The 17580-nt window shown below is 39.8% G+C and carries 12 protein-coding genes; 6 read left to right on the top strand and 6 right to left on the bottom strand.

Translation table 11 applies throughout. The features are described from left to right. Positions 1-387: 387 nt before the first annotated feature. Positions 388-1032, bottom strand: a complete 645-nt coding sequence (locus tag AAEZ22_RS14965; protein WP_011329693.1) for a LysE family translocator — start codon at positions 1030-1032, stop codon at positions 388-390. A gap of 104 nt (positions 1033-1136) precedes the next feature. Here AAEZ22_RS14965 and AAEZ22_RS14960 point away from each other — a divergent pair, with 104 nt between their 5' ends. Next, on the top strand, positions 1137-1589 hold the full coding sequence (locus tag AAEZ22_RS14960; RefSeq protein ID WP_011329694.1) for an Lrp/AsnC family transcriptional regulator: 453 nt from the start codon (positions 1137-1139) through the stop codon (positions 1587-1589). Between the two features lie 103 nt (positions 1590-1692). On the opposite strand, the gene AAEZ22_RS14955 is transcribed toward AAEZ22_RS14960, so the two are convergent. The 4 genes from AAEZ22_RS14955 to AAEZ22_RS14940 all read right to left on the bottom strand — a co-directional run bounded on the left by AAEZ22_RS14955 (position 1693) and on the right by AAEZ22_RS14940 (position 7658). Next, positions 1693-2352, bottom strand: a complete 660-nt coding sequence (locus AAEZ22_RS14955; protein ID WP_086995509.1) for a class I SAM-dependent methyltransferase — start codon at positions 2350-2352, stop codon at positions 1693-1695. A gap of 73 nt (positions 2353-2425) precedes the next feature. Beyond that, on the bottom strand, positions 2426-6079 hold the full coding sequence (locus AAEZ22_RS14950) for an AAA family ATPase (RefSeq protein ID WP_197182375.1): 3654 nt from the start codon (positions 6077-6079) through the stop codon (positions 2426-2428). Next, a complete protein-coding gene (locus AAEZ22_RS14945) occupies positions 6076-7323 on the bottom strand; it encodes an exonuclease SbcCD subunit D C-terminal domain-containing protein (protein WP_338411798.1) in 1248 nt (415 codons plus the stop codon). Before AAEZ22_RS14945 ends, AAEZ22_RS14950 begins: the two co-directional genes overlap by 4 nt. Before the next feature lie 92 nt (positions 7324-7415). Next, complete coding sequence (locus AAEZ22_RS14940; RefSeq protein ID WP_011329698.1) at positions 7416-7658, bottom strand: hypothetical protein; 243 nt, start codon at positions 7656-7658, stop codon at positions 7416-7418. 471 nt (positions 7659-8129) lie between these two features. On the opposite strand from AAEZ22_RS14940, the gene AAEZ22_RS14935 reads away from it, so the two are divergent. The 4 genes from AAEZ22_RS14935 (at position 8130) to AAEZ22_RS14920 (ending at position 12973) form a co-directional block, all read left to right on the top strand. Further along, positions 8130-10580 (top strand): M1 family metallopeptidase, encoded by a 2451-nt coding sequence (locus AAEZ22_RS14935; protein ID WP_197182373.1) that lies wholly within the window; start codon positions 8130-8132, stop codon positions 10578-10580. Beyond that, positions 10580-11074, top strand: coding sequence for a DUF6702 family protein (locus tag AAEZ22_RS14930; protein WP_086995497.1), 495 nt, complete (start codon positions 10580-10582; stop codon positions 11072-11074). The genes AAEZ22_RS14935 and AAEZ22_RS14930 overlap by 1 nt, the downstream gene beginning before the upstream one ends. A gap of 430 nt (positions 11075-11504) precedes the next feature. Further along, positions 11505-12116, top strand: coding sequence for an HAD family hydrolase (locus AAEZ22_RS14925; RefSeq protein ID WP_011329701.1), 612 nt, complete (start codon positions 11505-11507; stop codon positions 12114-12116). Positions 12117-12247: 131 nt separating this feature from the next. After that, positions 12248-12973: a YebC/PmpR family DNA-binding transcriptional regulator gene (locus tag AAEZ22_RS14920; protein WP_011329702.1), complete on the top strand. Its 726-nt coding sequence runs from the start codon at positions 12248-12250 to the stop codon at positions 12971-12973. A gap of 224 nt (positions 12974-13197) precedes the next feature. On the opposite strand, the gene AAEZ22_RS14915 is transcribed toward AAEZ22_RS14920, so the two are convergent. After that, positions 13198-15381, bottom strand: a complete 2184-nt coding sequence (locus tag AAEZ22_RS14915; protein ID WP_197182372.1) for a malate synthase G — start codon at positions 15379-15381, stop codon at positions 13198-13200. A gap of 238 nt (positions 15382-15619) precedes the next feature. Here AAEZ22_RS14915 and AAEZ22_RS14910 point away from each other — a divergent pair, with 238 nt between their 5' ends. After that, positions 15620-17221: an isocitrate lyase gene (locus AAEZ22_RS14910; RefSeq protein ID WP_011329704.1), complete on the top strand. Its 1602-nt coding sequence runs from the start codon at positions 15620-15622 to the stop codon at positions 17219-17221. Positions 17222-17580: the final 359 nt, after the last annotated feature.

The raw sequence follows: 17580 nt of genomic DNA, 5'->3' as shown, positions 1-17580 counted from the left end.
TTTTAAGCCTAGCAATGTTTGTTTAGATAAAGACTGAAGGGATTAATAATTAGAGTGGGTGTCATTTTAATTTTTTGTTTGAATAAGCAGAGGGATTTTAAAAATTAAGGATGCTTTTAAGCCTAGCAATGTTTGTTTAGATAAAGACTGAAGGGATTAATAATTAGAGTGGGTGTCATTTTAATTTTTTGGCTTTGAGTGTTAAGTGAGAACTATTTTAAGTTGATATAACAATGATCTGAAGTAATGCTGATATTCGCCCGTCGGGTGGCGCTTCGCTTAACCGACCTACGTTTTTAAATATATTTGAGGGCAAGATAATATTAGTAATAAAAAAGCCTAAGCGGTGTTTAAAGTACTGCTTAGGCTTTATTTTTTATGCGTGTATTACTGTAAGTGTACTAGTAGCTTTTGTGCGCTATCAAACAGCATTAAAGAGCCTAAAATAAATAATATAATGGCAGAAAGTCGACCAAATTTAATCGCAAGTGCCGGGTTATTGCTTAATATTTTTCGGGCGCTAACACCAATAAACCAATATACAAAGCCACAGCCAATTAAATGAATTACGCTTAATACTAACAGCTGCTCGGTGATCGAAAATGAAAAGGTCGGAAATACAAATTGTGGCAATAATGCTAAAAATAGCAGCATTACTTTAGGATTTAACCCGCTAATAATAAAGCCTTTTTTCATCCACTTTAATGGTGTTTCGCCTAATTCACTAGCAGCGCCATTATATACTGCGGGTACTGGCGGGTTTTTATAAAGCGAAACCGCGATCCAAACAACATACAGTGCGCCAAATAAGGTTAAAAATTTCATTAACATCACATGTGAAGCTAAAATAGCACCCAAACCTACCACTACAATCAGCGCGGCAATAAGGTGGCCTAACAAGAGCCCTGAAACTGCCGGAATAATTTTATCTCCCGCAATTCCTGCGCTTATGGTATACGCCCAATCAGCACCAGGGGTAAGTACAAACAATATTGACACCAGCCAAAAAGAAAAAATAACATTAATATCCATCAACAATAACCTAAAATAATTGGGAGCTTATTTTATTGCTTTCTTATGGGGAAAAAATACTATATTTTACCTTATTAAACGCCATTATTAGGAAATAATTGAATATGGATAGCATAGATCGGAAAATTCTTGCTGAGCTGCAAGTTGATGGCCGACTCACTCTTTCAGAACTTGCAGATCGCGTGGGGCTTAGTGTTTCGCCATGTCACCGCCGAGTTAAAGAATTAGAAAAAACCAAAGCTATTGTGGGCTACAGGACGGAGATCTCTCCAGAAAAAGTAGGGCTTAATTTTTCTGCGTTGGTTTTTATTACTATTAAAGAAGGTGATAAAGCATCGTTGGCTAAACTTGAATTAGCAGTTGAAGATATTCCACAAATAACTAATGCGCAGCGTTTGTTTGGTACACCTGATTATTTAATACATGTGGTGACTAGAGATTTAGGCGCGTTTCAAAAATTATACGATGATAAACTATCGGCGCTGCCAGGCGTGCAACGTTTAACCTCAACCATTGTGATGAAAGATATTGTTCGAGCCCGAAACCTGCATTTTTAATTATATACCCCATTAAAAAAGCCCTGCGCTAGGCGGGGCTGTTTAATATTTAAAGCTTAGCTACTAAGTGGTGTAGTTACTAAGTTACTAAGTTAAGCAGTTACTAAATTACATAGCCGCTAAAACCTAGCGCTTTAAAGTACAATTTAGGAATAGTGCTAAATCCACACTCATGCAGTAGCTCGCTAAAACGCATGCGATCTAACGGATAAAATTCATTTTCTAGGCTATGACGAATATGAGTTTGTCCAGCCTCACCTAAGCCTAGTTTTGCACAAGTTAAAAGCTGGGCATCACGCTCAAATAAGGTTTCTGGGCGCATTAAATCAGCAATATACAGCGCAGCATCTTTGTTCAGACTTGCTTTAATGTTTTTAAGAACTTGCTTTTTATCGCCATTATCTTCTACAAACTGTAGCACTAATAAGCATAAGGCTGCATCGGCTTTAGTTTTAAGTTTTTCTAAAGGCCCGCAATGTACAGTTACTCTATCGCTTATTCCTTGCTCAGCAAACTTATCGCTAGCAACACTAAGCATGTCGTTTGAGGTATCTTGTGCGGTAAACTTCCATGTTGGATTAATGCTAGCTAATTCAATTACCTCTTTGCCAGTCCCCGCCCCTACCACTAAAATATGTGCGTTATCTTTTAATGTGGCTTGCAGTTGCGCATTAGTTAGTTGATGCAATAACTCGTAGCCTGGTACTAGTCGCGTAATGCGGCTATCGTATTGTGTTGCTTGATCATCTGTAAATGTTGGCATTATTACTTCCTTTATAGACCCCAAGTTTTTTGGGGATCATAAATACAATGGGTGTTATCAATATAAATTAATATCACACAATTTCTACGCTAGAATAACCGCCCGGCTTTTTAGCCACATGGACTTGTGTTGCTACGCGCTCACTCATTTCGCTTACATGCGATATAACACCTACTTTTCGCCCTTGTGCTTGTAATGAATCAAGTGCATCCATTGCAACACTGAGCGTTTCGCTGTCTAACGTACCAAACCCTTCGTCAATAAACAAAGAATTGATTTGTACTTTGTTTGACGACAATGAAGCAAGCCCTAAAGCCAGCGCCAAAGAGACTAAAAATGATTCACCACCAGAGAGCGTATTTACAGAGCGTTGCTCATCGGCCATGTCGCGGTCAATAATAGCAATATCTAAAGAGTGCTCAATAGCGGTTAATTCATAGCGTTTATTAAGGGTTTTTAAATGACTATTTGCATAGTGCAGCAGTATTTTTAAAGTTTGCGTTTGCGCTAAATTACGCATGGTTTTACCGGTTGCATCGCCTAATACTTTATTAAGTAAATGCCACTGATCAACTTGCGTTTTAAGCGTAGTTAACTCAGCTTGTTTGCCTTTGAGCGTTTTAGCATTTTGGTTGTGCTGCTCAATAGCGGTATTAGTGGCGAGCAAGCTATTTTGTAGCTCTGTTTGCTGGGTATTTAATACATTTAGCTGCTCAGTTAACTCATCGTGGTTTTTTGAAGGCTTGTCAGTATTTTGATGCTCAGTGTACGATTTTTGTTGCTGTTTAAGTGCTGCATTTGTATCGGTTAGCGTTTGTGATACTTGTTCAAACTGTTTTAAGTGCGCTTTAATTTGCTCGCTACTTAAGGTTAGTAAAATAGTGACCTGTTCGTGTGTTGCATCGCTATGTTGCGCTTTAAAGTCAGTAAACCACTCTAAGTAACGTGCCTCAAGGCAGGTTAGCTCCTGGGCGTGCTCTTGCAAGCGTTGCTCAACATTTTTAAGTGTTATGGCATGCTCGTCGCGCTGTTTAATTGCGTTATCGTGCGCTTGTTGGCTGGCATTTAGCTGTGTTTGGCATTGCTCAAGCTGCATGGCTAGTTTGGCTTGATAGTCGCTTGCGCTTATTTGCTCATTATTAAATAAAGCTAATCGCTGGCTTTGCGTAATATTTTGCTGTTGCTGCGCTTTGGCTAAATCGTCATTTAATGCTTTAAGTGCGTGCTCACTTTTAGTCATTAATGGCGTTAATTGCTGTAGTTGCTGGTTTGCACTGTCGAGCTGTTTTTGGCTTTGCTCAAGCTGCGTTAGTGTTTGCTGGTATTGCTTAACCTGTTTGTTTAAATCGCGTAGGGTAAGCGATTCACTTTGCAGCTGCTGCCAAAAATCGCTGTGTTCAAATTGCGCGTTAAGCGCTGCGCTTAGCTCGTTTATTTGTACGCTTAGCTCGTTATGTTTACTGCTTAATTGGTTTAACTGATTAGTTAACTCAACATGCTGGTTTTGTAATTGCTGCTGCGCGTGTTGCTCGGTTTTTAAAGCATTAAGCTGCTGATTTACTTTTTCTTGTAAGGTACGCAGCTGTGTTTGTACTGCAAAATACTGGGCTTTTTGCTCGCTGAGTTGCTTGTAGGTTTCATCAAGCTTCTCGGTTGTTAACTCGTTAAGCTCGGTGCGAGCGTCTTGCATGGTCGTTTTAATTTCTAGCTGCTTAGCCTGTGCAATTTGTATTGCTTGGCCATGTTGCGTTTGCTCGGCCACTAACACAGCATGTTGTGTTTGGTGCTGATGCAGCTGGGTTTGGGCGCTATCGCGTTGCTGTTTTGCATTGTTATACGCTGTTTCAAAATCGGCTATTAAGTTATTTAATTGCTGGTTTTGAGTGCTTGCATATGGGTGCTCAGTTGCACCGCACACTAAACATGGCTCGTTAGGAGCAAGTTGTGTACGTAAGTGTTCTACATTTTCACTGGCGCGAAGGCGTGCTTGGCTAAGCGTGTATTCGTTGTGCTTAAGCGTTTGCTCGCACGAAGCCAAATTTTGTAATAATGCGTTTTGCGCTTGCTCACTTTGGATAAGTTTTTCTGCAACGCGTGTTTGCTGTTGTGTGCTGTATTTTAGTTCATGATTAAACTGTTTATAGCGCTCGCGTTGATCTTTTAAGTAATCAATATTTTTAAGTTTTGCATCGCACTGTTCAATATTAAATTGGCGTTGCTGCTCATTTAATTGGTTAAGATTTTTTTGCTCACTAGCAAGTAGCTGTTCTTGTGACTCAACCTTTGCATTTTGCGTGGTTAAAAGCGTCGCTTGCTTAGCCTGCTCAGCCACTAATTTTTGGTTTTGATGTGCCGTTGTTTTAAATTGCTCAGTTGCGTTTAAAAACTGATTAAAACTGTGCTGATAGTAATTCCAATCATTGGCTAAAGGTTTTAATTGTGTGTGCGTAGTTAACCACTGTTGATGCTGGGCACTTAATTTTGTAGCTTCATCAAGCACAGATTGGCTTTGCTTAAATTGCTGCTGCAAATCGTTTAATTGTAATTGCTCTTTTTCGCTTTGCTGGGTAAGGCTTGCAATGGTTTGTGCTTGAATAGCTAATTGACTGTCGAGCTCGCGCGCTTTAGCAATAATAGGCTCAGCAGTTTGTTTTTGTTCTTTAGCTGTTTGTAATATCTCTTGGTGCTTACTAAGCGTATTAGTATGCGCAGTAATTATTGCAGTGTGATCTATACTTTTTAAGTCACTTACTTTCGTACTTAACTCAATATTTTGAGCTGTTAAACTTTTAAAGCGACTGCGGTTATCTTTAATTTCAAGTGCGCTTTGTGCTTGTTTAGCTTGCTCACTTTGCTGAGCAATAGCATTAAGCTCGTTTTGCGCTTGTTGCTGGTTTTGCTGTGCTTGTTTAAGTGCTTGCTCAAGCGTATTGGCTTGTTTATACCAATTTAAATTTTGCTCTGTAGTTGTTAAGGTTTTTTTAGTGTGTTCAATTTGCAGTTTTAATTCATTAAGCGAAGTTTGTTTAGCGGCTAATTCATCCTCACTTAGTAATGTGTAACTTGCTAAACTCGCTTGGAGTAATTCAAACTTTTCTTTTAGTTCTTTATTACGCTCAAAAATACGTACACCAATACGGCTAAATTTATCGGTACCGGTTAAGCATTCTAAAAGCTGTGCGCGCTCATCGCCGGTGGCTTTTAAAAACGCGGCAAATTCGTGTTGCGCTAATAACACCGCGCGCGAAAACTGATCAAAGGTTAACCCTATTTTGGCTTCTATTTGTTTTACTGTTTTACTTTTATCTGATGAAATTAACGTATCATCAGGTAATAAATGAAGCGTATGCTGTGCTGCTTGTAAATTGCCGTCGCTTTTGCCTCGCGAGCGATTAACGCTCCAACACGCTCGGTAACTTTCTTTGTCTTGCCCTACAAAGTCAACTTCAGCATAGCCATTAGACGTTCCTCGTCTAAGTAAGTTACGTGCGTCATTAAGCCTAATGCTGTCGCCTTGAAACTCTACCTTATTGCCTCTATCGCCACCTAACCTTGCGGTTTTAGCATATAAAGCTAAGCAAATAGCATCTAAAATAGTGCTTTTACCTGCGCCGGTATCGCCGGTAATTGCAAATAATCCGGCGTCTTTTAGCGGGGCTGCTAAAAAGTCTATTTCGGCATCAACAATAGAAGCTAAGTTATGAATACGCACTGCGGTTATTTTCATAGTTGCTGTTGCTCCTCTAGTTCGTTAATAACATCGTTTAATAGATTTTTTAGTGCGTCGGGTACGCTTTCACCGTGCATATCTTTGTCGTTTGCAAATGCTTGTTCTAATAAATTAAGTGGGTTGAGCATTTCAACTTCAGTTAAATCTTCAAATACTGCGCCGCCTTCATTGTTAGCTGCTTGTTCACGCACGCGCTCTATGCCACAAAAACGAATATGTTTACCCTCAAGAGCTTGTTCTATTTGTTCTCTGAAGGTGGTGTCGGTATCGCTAGATTTAAGTTTTACCCGTAAATAGGGTGCTATTGTATTGGCTGTGGTGTCGAGGGCTTTAATTTCCTCGCATAGCTCAGCTAATGGTACGCACTCCCCTTTTGGTAAAACTATTACATCGGCTAAACGAGGAATGTAAAGGGGGTTTACAGTTACACTAATTTGCTGTTTTTCATCGCTATTAAATTCAACTACATTTACTTGGTGGCTGTAATTTCGCTCTGAAAACGACATAGGAATTGGCGTACCGCTGTATCTAATGCATTCATTTTTAGCAACTTGCTGCGCTTTATGTAAATGCCCCAGCGCAACGTAGTGTGCTTGTTTACCAAATACGTTGGCAGATATGGCTTCTTCGCCGCCTATTACTAAGTTGCGCTCAGAGTCACTCGATATATCGCCGCCTTTAGCATGAAGGTGCCCCATAACAATTAACGGGGTATTTTCACTTTGTAAAGTAGCTGCATGCTCAAGGGCAAGTTCATATGCCTTTTTAACGCCTTGGGCATAGCTAGGGCCGCTTTTGGTTTGGCTGAGTGTAGTTACATCGCTTGCGCGCAAAAATGGCATGGCAACGATTACAGCGCATTTTTTGTTAGTGTTAATAGTGATTACGGTATCAGCCGCTGCTGTTGCCTCAAAACGCCCTACAACATGGGTATCAAATTGAGCGAGTAACGGTTGCGCGGCTAAAATACGATTTGCAGAGTCGTGGTTCCCAGCAATAATTACTACATGTAAATTAGGGCACTGCTTTTTGGCATCTTTAATAAATTGATAGAGTTGATTCTCGGCGCTAGCACTGGGGGTTGCAGTATGATAAATATCGCCAGCAACGAGCAGTAAATCTATTTGTTGCTCAACGAGAGTGGCTAACAGCCAAGTGAAAAAAGCAAGGTGTTCATGACGACGGTCATATTCATAAAATTGTTGGCCAAGGTGCCAATCAGAAGTGTGCAGAACTTTCATGTAGCGCTCTTAAAAAATCGTAAGAGCGCCAATATACCCAAGGCAGTTAAAGATGCAACCTTATAGGCTCATCTTGCTAGGGTGAATGGGCTTTAGCTAGCTCCTAAGCTAAACCAACCAACATAAATAAGAGGCAAGGCTAAAAGTGCCATAAATAACGGCAGTTTAATTGCTTTGGCTTTTTTAGCTTGTAACGCTTTCAATGCATTTTTTTCGTTACAAGCGGCCACTTTGTCAATATACAAATAACCTGAGTTTAAATACTGCTTACAGTTTTGCGCGTCTGCTGGAATAGCAATTAGTTTTTGCTGCTTTTTTAGAACATAAAAATCCATACACCACCACACTTTTCAACACTAAAATATTAATAAACATATTTGAAAATAATTATATTAAATTACCCTCAAATGAAAAAAGTGGGCGATTCTAAGTACAAATGGATACAAAGATCAACCTTAAACTTCACTATTGGCGGTTTCTCATACAAAGGGATTAACTTTTTTGCTAAATAATTACATTTGGCTACCTTTGAAGCCAAAATACAGAGGGAGATTTAGTAGCTGTAAGCCGTTATTTTTAGCTGATATTTGGCAATTATTTTTATTTAAAACGACAAACTGTAAAGCCCCTTTACAGTTTTATTATTTTAATTCACGTTTAATTAATTTTATCTAAAAGAATAATGCGCTTTAATTGTAAAAAAATAGTGAAAACTAGCCTGAAAAAGTCGCACTTTATCGTTATTTTATTGAAGAAAAACGATAATTTTGTCAAAGTGCGCACACTAAAATCTAACAGGTTTAATAATGAAAAAAATAATTTATACGCTAAGTGCGGTTATATTGCCAATAGCAATGTCGAGCACTGTTTTAGCGTCTGCTATTGAGCAAACCAAAGGCAGCTATATCGATAAGTTTCGTCAACTAGACGAAGCATTGCCAACACCAAATGTTTATAGAAGTGCTGCCGGAGAACCTGGCGAAAATTATTGGCAGCAACGCGTTAATTACGATATTGACGTACAATTAGACGAAAAAAAGCGCCGTATAAGCGGTAGCCAAAAAATAGAATATAAAAACAATTCACCACACACATTAAAGTACTTATGGTTACAGTTAGATCAAAACGTTTTTAAAAATGATTCAATTGCAGAAACTACGCAAACGTTTAAAAGTACTTTAACAAGTTTACCAGCCGATAAACCCGCCAAGTTAAGTTTAGGCGACCTACGTCGCCAACAATTTATGAGCGACAACGAGCTTGGATATACAATTAGCAATGTAAAAGATGACAATGGCAACGAATTACGTGTAACCGTAGTTGATACCTTAATGCGCATTGACCTAAATAAGCCGTTAAAGCCAGGTAAAGAAGCCGAATTTAGCATGAACTTTGCGTTTAACTTAGTTGAAGAAGATGCAGTAGGCGCACGCTCGGGCTATGAGCACTTTGAAAAAGATGGTAACGATATATTTTTAGTGGCGCAGTGGTTTCCGCGTTTAGCTGCTTATACTGATTACGAAGCTTGGACTAATAAAACATTTTTAGGTGGCGGCGAATTTACCTTAGAGTTTGGTGATTACGATGTTGAAATTACCGTACCTGCGGACCATATCGTGTCGGCAACGGGTAAGCTTAATAACGCAAGTAGCGTATTAACGAGCAAGCAACGCAAACGTTTAAAGCAAGCCGAAAATGCTAAACGCCCTGTGTTTATTGTTAGTGAAGAAGAAGCGCTCGATAACGAAAAATCCAGTACAGATAAAACTAAAACGTGGCACTTTAAAGCTAATAACGTACGCGACTTTGCTTGGGCGTCGTCACGCAAATTTATGTGGGATGCTAAAGGCTATCAGCAAGGCGGTGATGAGCAGCCATTGGTTATGGCTATGTCGTTTTACCCTAAAGAAGGGGGCGATTTATGGAAAAAATATTCAACCGAAGCTGTTATTCACACTATGGAAGTGTATTCAAAGTATTCATTTGATTACCCATACCCAACCGCGCAGTCAGTAAATGGCCCTGTTGGTGGTATGGAATACCCAATGATCACCTTTAATGGCCCGCGCACTAAGCTGCAAGATGATGGAACTCGTACTTACTCTCAAGCAGAAAAACGATTTTTACTCGGTGTAGTGATCCATGAAGTGGGTCATATTTACTTTCCGATGATAGTAAACTCAGATGAGCGCCAATGGACTTGGATGGATGAAGGTTTAAATAGCTTTTTAGACGGTGTTGCAGGGCGAGAGTGGGATCCGAGCATTCCATGGGGCGTTGAGCCGCGCGATATAGTGGCGTATATGAAGTCAGAAATTCAAGTGCCTATAATGACCCAGTCAGACAGCGTATTGCGTTTAGGCCCTAACGCGTACACTAAACCCGCTGCAGCACTTAATATTTTACGTGAAGTTATTTTAGGCCGAGAGCTGTTTGATTTTGCGTTTAAAGAATACGCTCAGCGCTGGAAGTATAAGCGCCCTACCCCTGCTGATTTTTTTCGTACTATGGAAGAAGCTTCGGGTGTTGATTTAGATTGGTTTTGGCGTGGTTGGTTTTTTACCACAGATCACGTAGATATTGCTTTAGATAAGGTATATCAACTGCGTTTAGACACTAAAAACCCTGATATTGATTTTAGTCGATTGCGCGATATTGAAGCAAATAAGCCAACTTCGCTGTTTGTAGAGCGTAACCGCGCACAAGGTAAAAAAACCTGGGTAGAAGAAAATCCCGATGTTACCGACTTTTATGACGAAAACGACCGTTTTACCGTTACTAATAAAGAACGCAACGCGTACAACAAGTTTTTAAAGGGCTTAGAGCCGTGGGAGCGTAAAACGCTTGAGCGTGCAATAAAAGAAGACCAAAACTACTACGTAATGGAGTTTTCTAACGTAGGCGGCTTAGTAATGCCTATTTTATTAGAGCTGACTTTTGAAGATGGCAGCAAAGAAGAGCGTTATATTGCGGCCGAAATTTGGCGTCGTAATTATAAAAATGTGCAAAAATTAATAGTGACTGACAAAAATAAATCGCTGGTGTCGGTTACTATCGATCCGCGCTGGGAAACGGCTGACGTAGATATTGAAAATAATAACTACCCACGTCGTATTATTCCATCACGCATAGAAGTATTTAAAAAAGAAAAGAGCAAAGCAAAAGTAAGCCGCGATATTATGCAAGATATTAAAACCGAGCTTAAAAAAGACGAACCTAAAGGCGACGAAAATAACAGCAGTGAGGAGCAACAATAATGCGCATATTGCTAATTATTGTTGGTTTATTAATTGCTGCGCCTAGCATGGCGCATCAATTAAAGTCGTCTGTTACTACTGTGCTTTTTAATAAACGTACTAATAATATTGAGCTAATGCATCGTTTTTATTTGCACGATACTGAGCATGCTGTGGCGCACTTATTTAAAGGTAAGGTTGATATTATTAGCAATAAAATAGATCAACAACGCTTTGCTAAGTATGTAGAGTCGCATGTTGCGCTACAAACGTTAAACGGTGAACCACTGCCGCTTAACTTTGTAGGAGCACAAGTTGATGGCAAGTTTTTTTGGGTTTACCAAGAAGCGCCAATTCCGGTAAAAATTGCAGGAATTAAAATGAGTAACGGTGCACTGCGCGACTTATGGCCTTCGCAAGTTAATATGGTTAACGTTGAAGGACAAGGAAAAATAAAAACCTTAAACTTTACTCAAGACGATACTTGGCTTGAAGCAAGGTTTGAGCAACAATAATCCTACAAACTACGCGCACAGTCACTGTGCGCGTTTTTGTTATTTTCATTCCCGTTTTTCTGATCGACTTAATACTAAATTACGTTAATATACCTTGTATATTAGTGTGCTTTTTAGCAAGCTAGGTAACCTGAACTTTGGATAATAAATCTATCTCAAGCAGCTACTTTCAGCGCTAACTGCGTTGAATTTACTTGCAATAGGCCAGCTATTGACGCGTAAATTCGCCTTATTTTCACTGAAAATCTCTGGCTAGAGAAAATAAATTTAAATATAACTATGATTTAGTATGTTAGTAAATCTCTTAACCAGAGGTCAGGTTAGGTATATAAATTTTGTTATTCATCAGTGATTTAGTTTTATAAACGATGAAGTTATTTTTATATAGGGTTTAATTCAATGGGTATTAAATACAAGGAAGGATATATAAATGCAGATTGAAGCGATTAAAGGTGTGATTTTTGATTTAGATGGCACTTTAGTGTCATCAGAATTAGATTTTTCATTAATTAAAGCGCAAATAGGGTGCCCGTGTGAGCAAGACTTACTCGATTATATTGCCCAATTGCCTTCAGCATATATGCGCGAAGAGGCAATGAATATTGTACATCAGCATGAGTTACTCGACGCTCAACATGCCAAAATGTTACCCGGTGTGAGTGAGGCTGTAAATGCCCTTAAAGCTAAAAACATTCCAATGGCGATAGTTACACGCAATTTTGACAAAGCGGCCGCTATTAAGTTACAAAATAATCCACTGCCAATAGAAATAGTACTTACCCGAAGTGACGCGCCAGCAAAACCCGATCCGAGTGCATTAAATAATATTGCTACCTTGTGGAATATGAGCCCAAGTAATTTATTGTATGTGGGCGATTTTTTATATGATATTCAGGCAGCGCATAATGCCAATATGCGTGCATGTTTATACGCCCCCGATGTTACTCCTAGTTATGCTAGCCAGGCCGATTATGTATTACATGATTTTACGCAGTTAGTTACTTTAATTGACAATTACGCACAAAAAGTTGTGTTATGTTAAATAGCGCTTTGTTTATTTTTTTATGTAATTAGTGTGGTGTTATAAACGTTATATATTAACGTGGTGCTAGCCCAATACGTTTTGAATTGGTAAAATGTCGACAAGTTTAACGTATTCATTAGAGGTACATGATGGGCAGAGCATTTGAAGTTCGTAAAAGTTCGATGGCTAAAACGGCTAACGCAAAAACTAAAGTAAATTCAAAATACGGCAAAGAAATTTACGTTGCAGCTAAAAACGGCGAACCTGACCCAGATGTAAACCAAACTTTGCGCCGCTTAATCGAAAAGGCAAAAAAAGATCAAGTGCCTGCGCATGTTATCGAAAAAGCAATTGAAAAAGCCGCCGGTGGAGCAGGGGAGGATTACTCAACTGCACGTTACGAAGGTTATGGCCCTGGAAATTGTATGGTTATTGTTGACTGTTTAACCGATAACCCAAATCGTACTATTAAAGATGTACGTTTGCCTTTTACTAAAACAGATTCAAAAATTGGTACACCGGGTTGTGTAGCGCATATGTTTGATCATTTTGCTGTGCTTGGTTTTTCAGGCGATGACGACGAAGTTGTGTTAGAAGCACTAATGATGGCTGACGTTGATGTAACCGATGTTGAAGTAGAAGACGGTAAAGTATCGGTGTTTGCCCCACATACAGAATACTTTAAAGCTAAAACAGCCCTTGAAGAGGCGTTTGAAGGCATTAATTTTGAAGTAGACGAAATTACTTTTGTCCCGCAAGTGCATATTGAAATTACAGATGAAGAAGTAATTGCTAACTTTGATAAGTTCATCACTATGCTTGAGGATTGTGATGACGTACAAAATATTTATCACAACGCAATCATCAAAAACTAATTAAAGCTGTATATTAAAGCGGTAATAATTTTAGAAAAAGCGTGTTTTGTGTAAGCAAAACGCGCTTTTTTGTGGTTAAAAACTAATAACGGCTACTAAGATGAATGTTAGCCATTCACCTTAGTTATTAATATTGGCTGGTATTTTTGGCAAATAAATAAAAACCAGCACTTTGGCTGGTTTTTGTATGCTAACTAGGGTGTTTTATTACTTGAAGTTAAGTGTTAAGTACCTTGCTGCGCTTTATATTTTAAGCGGTAGCTGTGCAATAAAGGCTCAGTGTAGCCACTTGGTTGCTTAGCTCCTTCTAACACTAAGGCTAGTGCAGCTTGGTAGGCAATATTATTAGCAAGTGATTGCTCACTAATTGCCATAGGCTTATAAGCACTGTCGTGTTCATTTTGGCCGTCTACCACTTTTGCCATTTTGGCCATGGTTGATCTAATTTGTTGCTCGCTGCAAATACCATGATGCAGCCAGTTAGCCATATGTTGGCTTGAAATACGCAGTGTTGCTCTGTCTTCCATAAGGCCAATGTGGTTTATGTCGGGCACTTTAGAGCAGCCAATCCCTTGGTCAATCCAGCGTACTACATAACCTAAAATACCTTGGGCGTTGTTTTCAAGCTCGGTTTTAATATCTTCTTTGCTAAGTAGCTCAGGCTCGTCCATTAATGGCGGGGTAAGTAGCTCATCTAGGCTGGCAATAGCACGCTTAGCAATGCTTTGCTGCTCGCTAAATACATCTACATCATGATAATGCATGGCATGCAGAGTTGCTGCAGTGGGGGAGGGCACCCACGCGGTATTAGCACCTGATTTAGGATGAGCTATTTTTTGCTCCATCATTAATGCCATTTTATCGGGCATAGCCCACATACCTTTACCTATTTGTGCTTTATGGCTTAAGCCACAAGCCAAACCAATGTCTACGTTGCGATCTTCGTAGGCGCTGATCCACGGCTCTAATTTAATAGCGGCTTTAGGCAGTACCACACCGGCGTGCATTGAGGTATGAATTTCATCACCTGTTCTATCTAAAAATCCGGTATTAATAAATACTACACGCTCTTTTGCTGCATGAATACAGGCTTTTAGGTTAGCTGAAGTACGGCGCTCTTCATCCATAATGCCCATTTTAATGGTGTTTTTTTCTAAGCCAAGTGCTTCTTCAACCATGTTAAATAGCGTGTTAGTTAATGCCACTTCTTCAGGACCATGCATTTTAGGTTTTACAATATTTATACTTTGCGCACTGGAGTTTTTAAGCGCACTGCTAGAATTTAAATCATGCAGCGCCGCTGTTGCAGTAAACATGGCATCCATAATGCCTTCAAACACATCGTTACCGCTTACGTCGGTAATTGCTGGATTGGTCATTAGGTGGCCTACATTGCGCACAAACATCATGCTGCGGCCTTTTAAGCTTAGGGTTTCACCATTTAGCGCCGTATATTGGCGATCGCTTTGCAGGGTACGTTCAACTGTGTTATCGCCTTTTTTAAACGATTCAACTAAGTTGCCTTGCATTAAACCTAACCAGTTTTTATAAACTTGTACTTTATCCTCTGCATCAACCGCAGCTATAGAATCCTCGCAGTCCATAATAGCGGTAAGTGCAGCTTCAAGTACTACATCTTTTAAGCCAGCTTTATCTGCTTGGCCTATTGGGTGATGGTGATCTATATGTAGCTCAAGGTGTAGGCCATTATTTTTGAGCAAAATAACGCTAGGATTTTGTGCTTCACCTTGGTAACCCACTAATTGTTCAGGCTTTTTTAGTTTGGTTTGTGAGCTGTCGCGTAGAGTAATTGACAGCGCACCGTCAACAACAGAATAATTAGTGCTCTCTATATGCGAGCCGTTTTCTAGTGGCAAGGCTTTATCTAAAAACTGTCTCGCGTATGCCATTACTTTAAAGCCACGAACTGAGTTATAAGTACGGCCTTTTTCGGCACCATCTTCTTCGCTTAGTACATCAGTGCCGTATAGGGCATCGTATAACGAACCCCAACGTGCGTTTGCAGCATTAAGTGCAAAGCGTGCATTGCTTACCGGCACTACTAGCTGTGGTCCCGCTGTTTGTGCTATTTCGGGCTCAACATTCTTTGTTTCAATACTAAAATTTTCAGGTTCGTTTACAAGGTAACCTATGTCGGTTAAAAACGTCTGGTACTGGGCTTTATCCCAGCTTTTATTAGCCAGATGATACTCATCAATTTGCTGTTGTAGCTGTTCGCGTTTAGCAAGTAGAGCTCTATTTACTGGCGTTAATGTTTGTACAATATGCGCAAAGCGCTGCCAAAATTGCTGCTCATTTAAATGTGTACCAGGTAATAGCTGGTTTTTAACAAAATCAGCTAGTTGGTTGTCTACGCTGAGTCCTGAGTGAGTGAGAGTATGGGGCATTTTAATAATCCTTAAACGGTCGCGATATTGTAAATTTTAGTGTGCGTAGTGTAACCATAACGTAAAAAAGAGGGGTTGAGTGCATTTTGCTCATTCATGATATGTATAGCCGCAATAACAACTATAAATTTACTAAATCTGAAAAATAAGCCTAATGTTTAATTAAGCGCTGCAGAGCAACTAAAGCAGTCACTCTCATAACACTATAATAATTTACCCCGTTCAAAGGATTTTAATTATGACTACATATAAAAGCGAAACAGATACATTAGCAACACTTTGTAAAAAACAAGGTAGTGCATGGAAAACCATTAACCCTGAATATGCAACACGTATGCGTTTACAAAATCGCTTTCGTACTGGGGTAGAAATTGCACAGTTTACTGCTGACATTATGCGTGAAGACATGGCCGCATACGACGCAGATACAAGCCAGTACACTCAGTCTTTAGGTTGTTGGCATGGATTTACTGCGCAACAAATGATGATGGCTATTAAGCGCCATCAAAAAACAACTAAGCGTAGTTATGTATACTTAAGTGGCTGGATGGTTGCGGCACTTCGTTCAGAGTTTGGTCCGCTTCCGGATCAAAGTATGCACGAAAAAACCTCAGTTCCGGCACTAATTGAAGAAATTTACACCTTTTTAAAGCAAGCCGATGCACGTGAACTAGACCATTTATTTAATGACCTAGATGCAGCTAAAGCAAATGGCGGCGACGTACAAGCGGTACTAGATAAAATTGATAACTTTGAAACGCACGTAGTGCCAATTATTGCTGATATTGATGCCGGTTTTGGTAACGAAGAAGCAACTTACCTACTCGCTAAAAAAATGATTGAAGCAGGTGCTTGTGCAATTCAAATCGAAAACCAAGTGTCTGACGCTAAGCAATGTGGCCACCAAGCAGGTAAAGTAACCGTACCGCACGAAGACTTTTTAGCTAAAATTAACGCAGTACGTTACGCATTTTTAGAACTGGGCATTGATAACGGTATTATTGTTGCGCGTACCGATTCACTAGGCGCCAGCCTAACGCAAAAAGTACCGGTTTCACAAACTCCAGGTGACTTAGCTAGCCAGTACAATGCATTTTTAGAAACTACGCCAATTAACGGTGTTGAAGATTTAAATGAAGGCGACACTGCAATGAAGCTTAATGGCCAACTTTGCAAACCAACGCGCCTTGATAATGGTTTATTCCAGTTCCGCGAAGGCACAGAAAAAGACCGCGTAGTACTAGATTGTGTAACTAGCCTACAGTCGGGTGCAGATTTACTGTGGATTGAAACCGAAAAACCACATGTTAAGCAAATTGCTGAGCTGGTTAATCGTGTTAAAGAGCAAGTGCCAGATGCTAAGCTTGTTTATAACAACTCACCGTCGTTTAACTGGACACTTAAGTTTCGTGAGCAAGTGTATCAAGAATGGCAAGAAGCGGGCCGTGACCTTAGCGCTTACCCAAGCTTGGGTGACAATAAAGGCCTTATGGCACCAGAAATGGATGCTACCGAGCTTGCAGTAGCAGCCGATTTACTAGTACAAAACTTCCAACGTGATGGTGCACGTGAAGCCGGTATTTTCCATCACCTAATCACATTGCCAACGTACCATACAGCAGCATTAAGTACGGATATTTTGTCAGAAGGTTACTTTGGTGACTTAGGTATGCTGGCTTATGTACGTGATGTACAGCGTCAAGAGATTCGTCGCGAACAAGCGTCTGTTAAGCACCAAGACCTTGCAGGCTCTAACATTGGCGATACACACAAAGAGTACTTCTCTGGTGATAATGCGCTTAAAGCCGGTGGTGAAGATAACACCATGAACCAATTCTAATTCAACTAGATAGTGTTACGTAAAGGGCCGAAAGGCCCTTTTTTTATGCGTATAATTAAGTAACCTGTCTGTGGGTAATAAAGCTAGCTTTAGTCACTTTTTGACGTTAACTGCATTGAATTTGTTTGCAATAGGCCAGCTATGGGCGCGTAAAGCTGCCTTGTTTCCTCCCCACTCCTCAAAAACCTCTGATTAAAGAAAATAAAATTATCATTACAGTTTAATACTTTAGTAAACCTTTTAACCAGTTCAGTTAAGTAGCTACCCACAACAGATCAGTATTTAACTAGCTGGCTATAATTACGGATCAGAGTTTAACCAAGCTTAGTGTAAAGCCCATTATTTAACCTTTTTAGCAC

Origin of the sequence: Pseudoalteromonas sp. 20-MNA-CIBAN-0454, assembly GCF_040308685.1 — a bacterium.
GTDB lineage: Bacteria > Pseudomonadota > Gammaproteobacteria > Enterobacterales > Alteromonadaceae > Pseudoalteromonas > Pseudoalteromonas nigrifaciens.
This window is presented reverse-complemented; position numbering and strand designations above follow the sequence as displayed.

What these genes read in the sequence shown, in the direction of transcription:
- AAEZ22_RS14945 (WP_338411798.1), bottom strand. Translation starts at nt 7,323, where the DNA reads ATGAAAGTTCTGCACACTTCTGATTGGCACCTTGGCCAACAATTTTAT.
- AAEZ22_RS14930 (WP_086995497.1), top strand. Translation starts at nt 10,580, where the DNA reads ATGCGCATATTGCTAATTATTGTTGGTTTATTAATTGCTGCGCCTAGC.
- AAEZ22_RS14965 (WP_011329693.1), bottom strand. Translation starts at nt 1,032, where the DNA reads ATGGATATTAATGTTATTTTTTCTTTTTGGCTGGTGTCAATATTGTTT.
- AAEZ22_RS14925 (WP_011329701.1), top strand. Translation starts at nt 11,505, where the DNA reads ATGCAGATTGAAGCGATTAAAGGTGTGATTTTTGATTTAGATGGCACT.
- AAEZ22_RS14915 (WP_197182372.1), bottom strand. Translation starts at nt 15,381, where the DNA reads ATGCCCCATACTCTCACTCACTCAGGACTCAGCGTAGACAACCAACTA.
- AAEZ22_RS14950 (WP_197182375.1), bottom strand. Translation starts at nt 6,079, where the DNA reads ATGAAAATAACCGCAGTGCGTATTCATAACTTAGCTTCTATTGTTGAT.
- AAEZ22_RS14955 (WP_086995509.1), bottom strand. Translation starts at nt 2,352, where the DNA reads ATGCCAACATTTACAGATGATCAAGCAACACAATACGATAGCCGCATT.
- AAEZ22_RS14920 (WP_011329702.1), top strand. Translation starts at nt 12,248, where the DNA reads ATGGGCAGAGCATTTGAAGTTCGTAAAAGTTCGATGGCTAAAACGGCT.
- AAEZ22_RS14935 (WP_197182373.1), top strand. Translation starts at nt 8,130, where the DNA reads ATGAAAAAAATAATTTATACGCTAAGTGCGGTTATATTGCCAATAGCA.
- AAEZ22_RS14910 (WP_011329704.1), top strand. Translation starts at nt 15,620, where the DNA reads ATGACTACATATAAAAGCGAAACAGATACATTAGCAACACTTTGTAAA.
- AAEZ22_RS14960 (WP_011329694.1), top strand. Translation starts at nt 1,137, where the DNA reads ATGGATAGCATAGATCGGAAAATTCTTGCTGAGCTGCAAGTTGATGGC.
- AAEZ22_RS14940 (WP_011329698.1), bottom strand. Translation starts at nt 7,658, where the DNA reads ATGGATTTTTATGTTCTAAAAAAGCAGCAAAAACTAATTGCTATTCCA.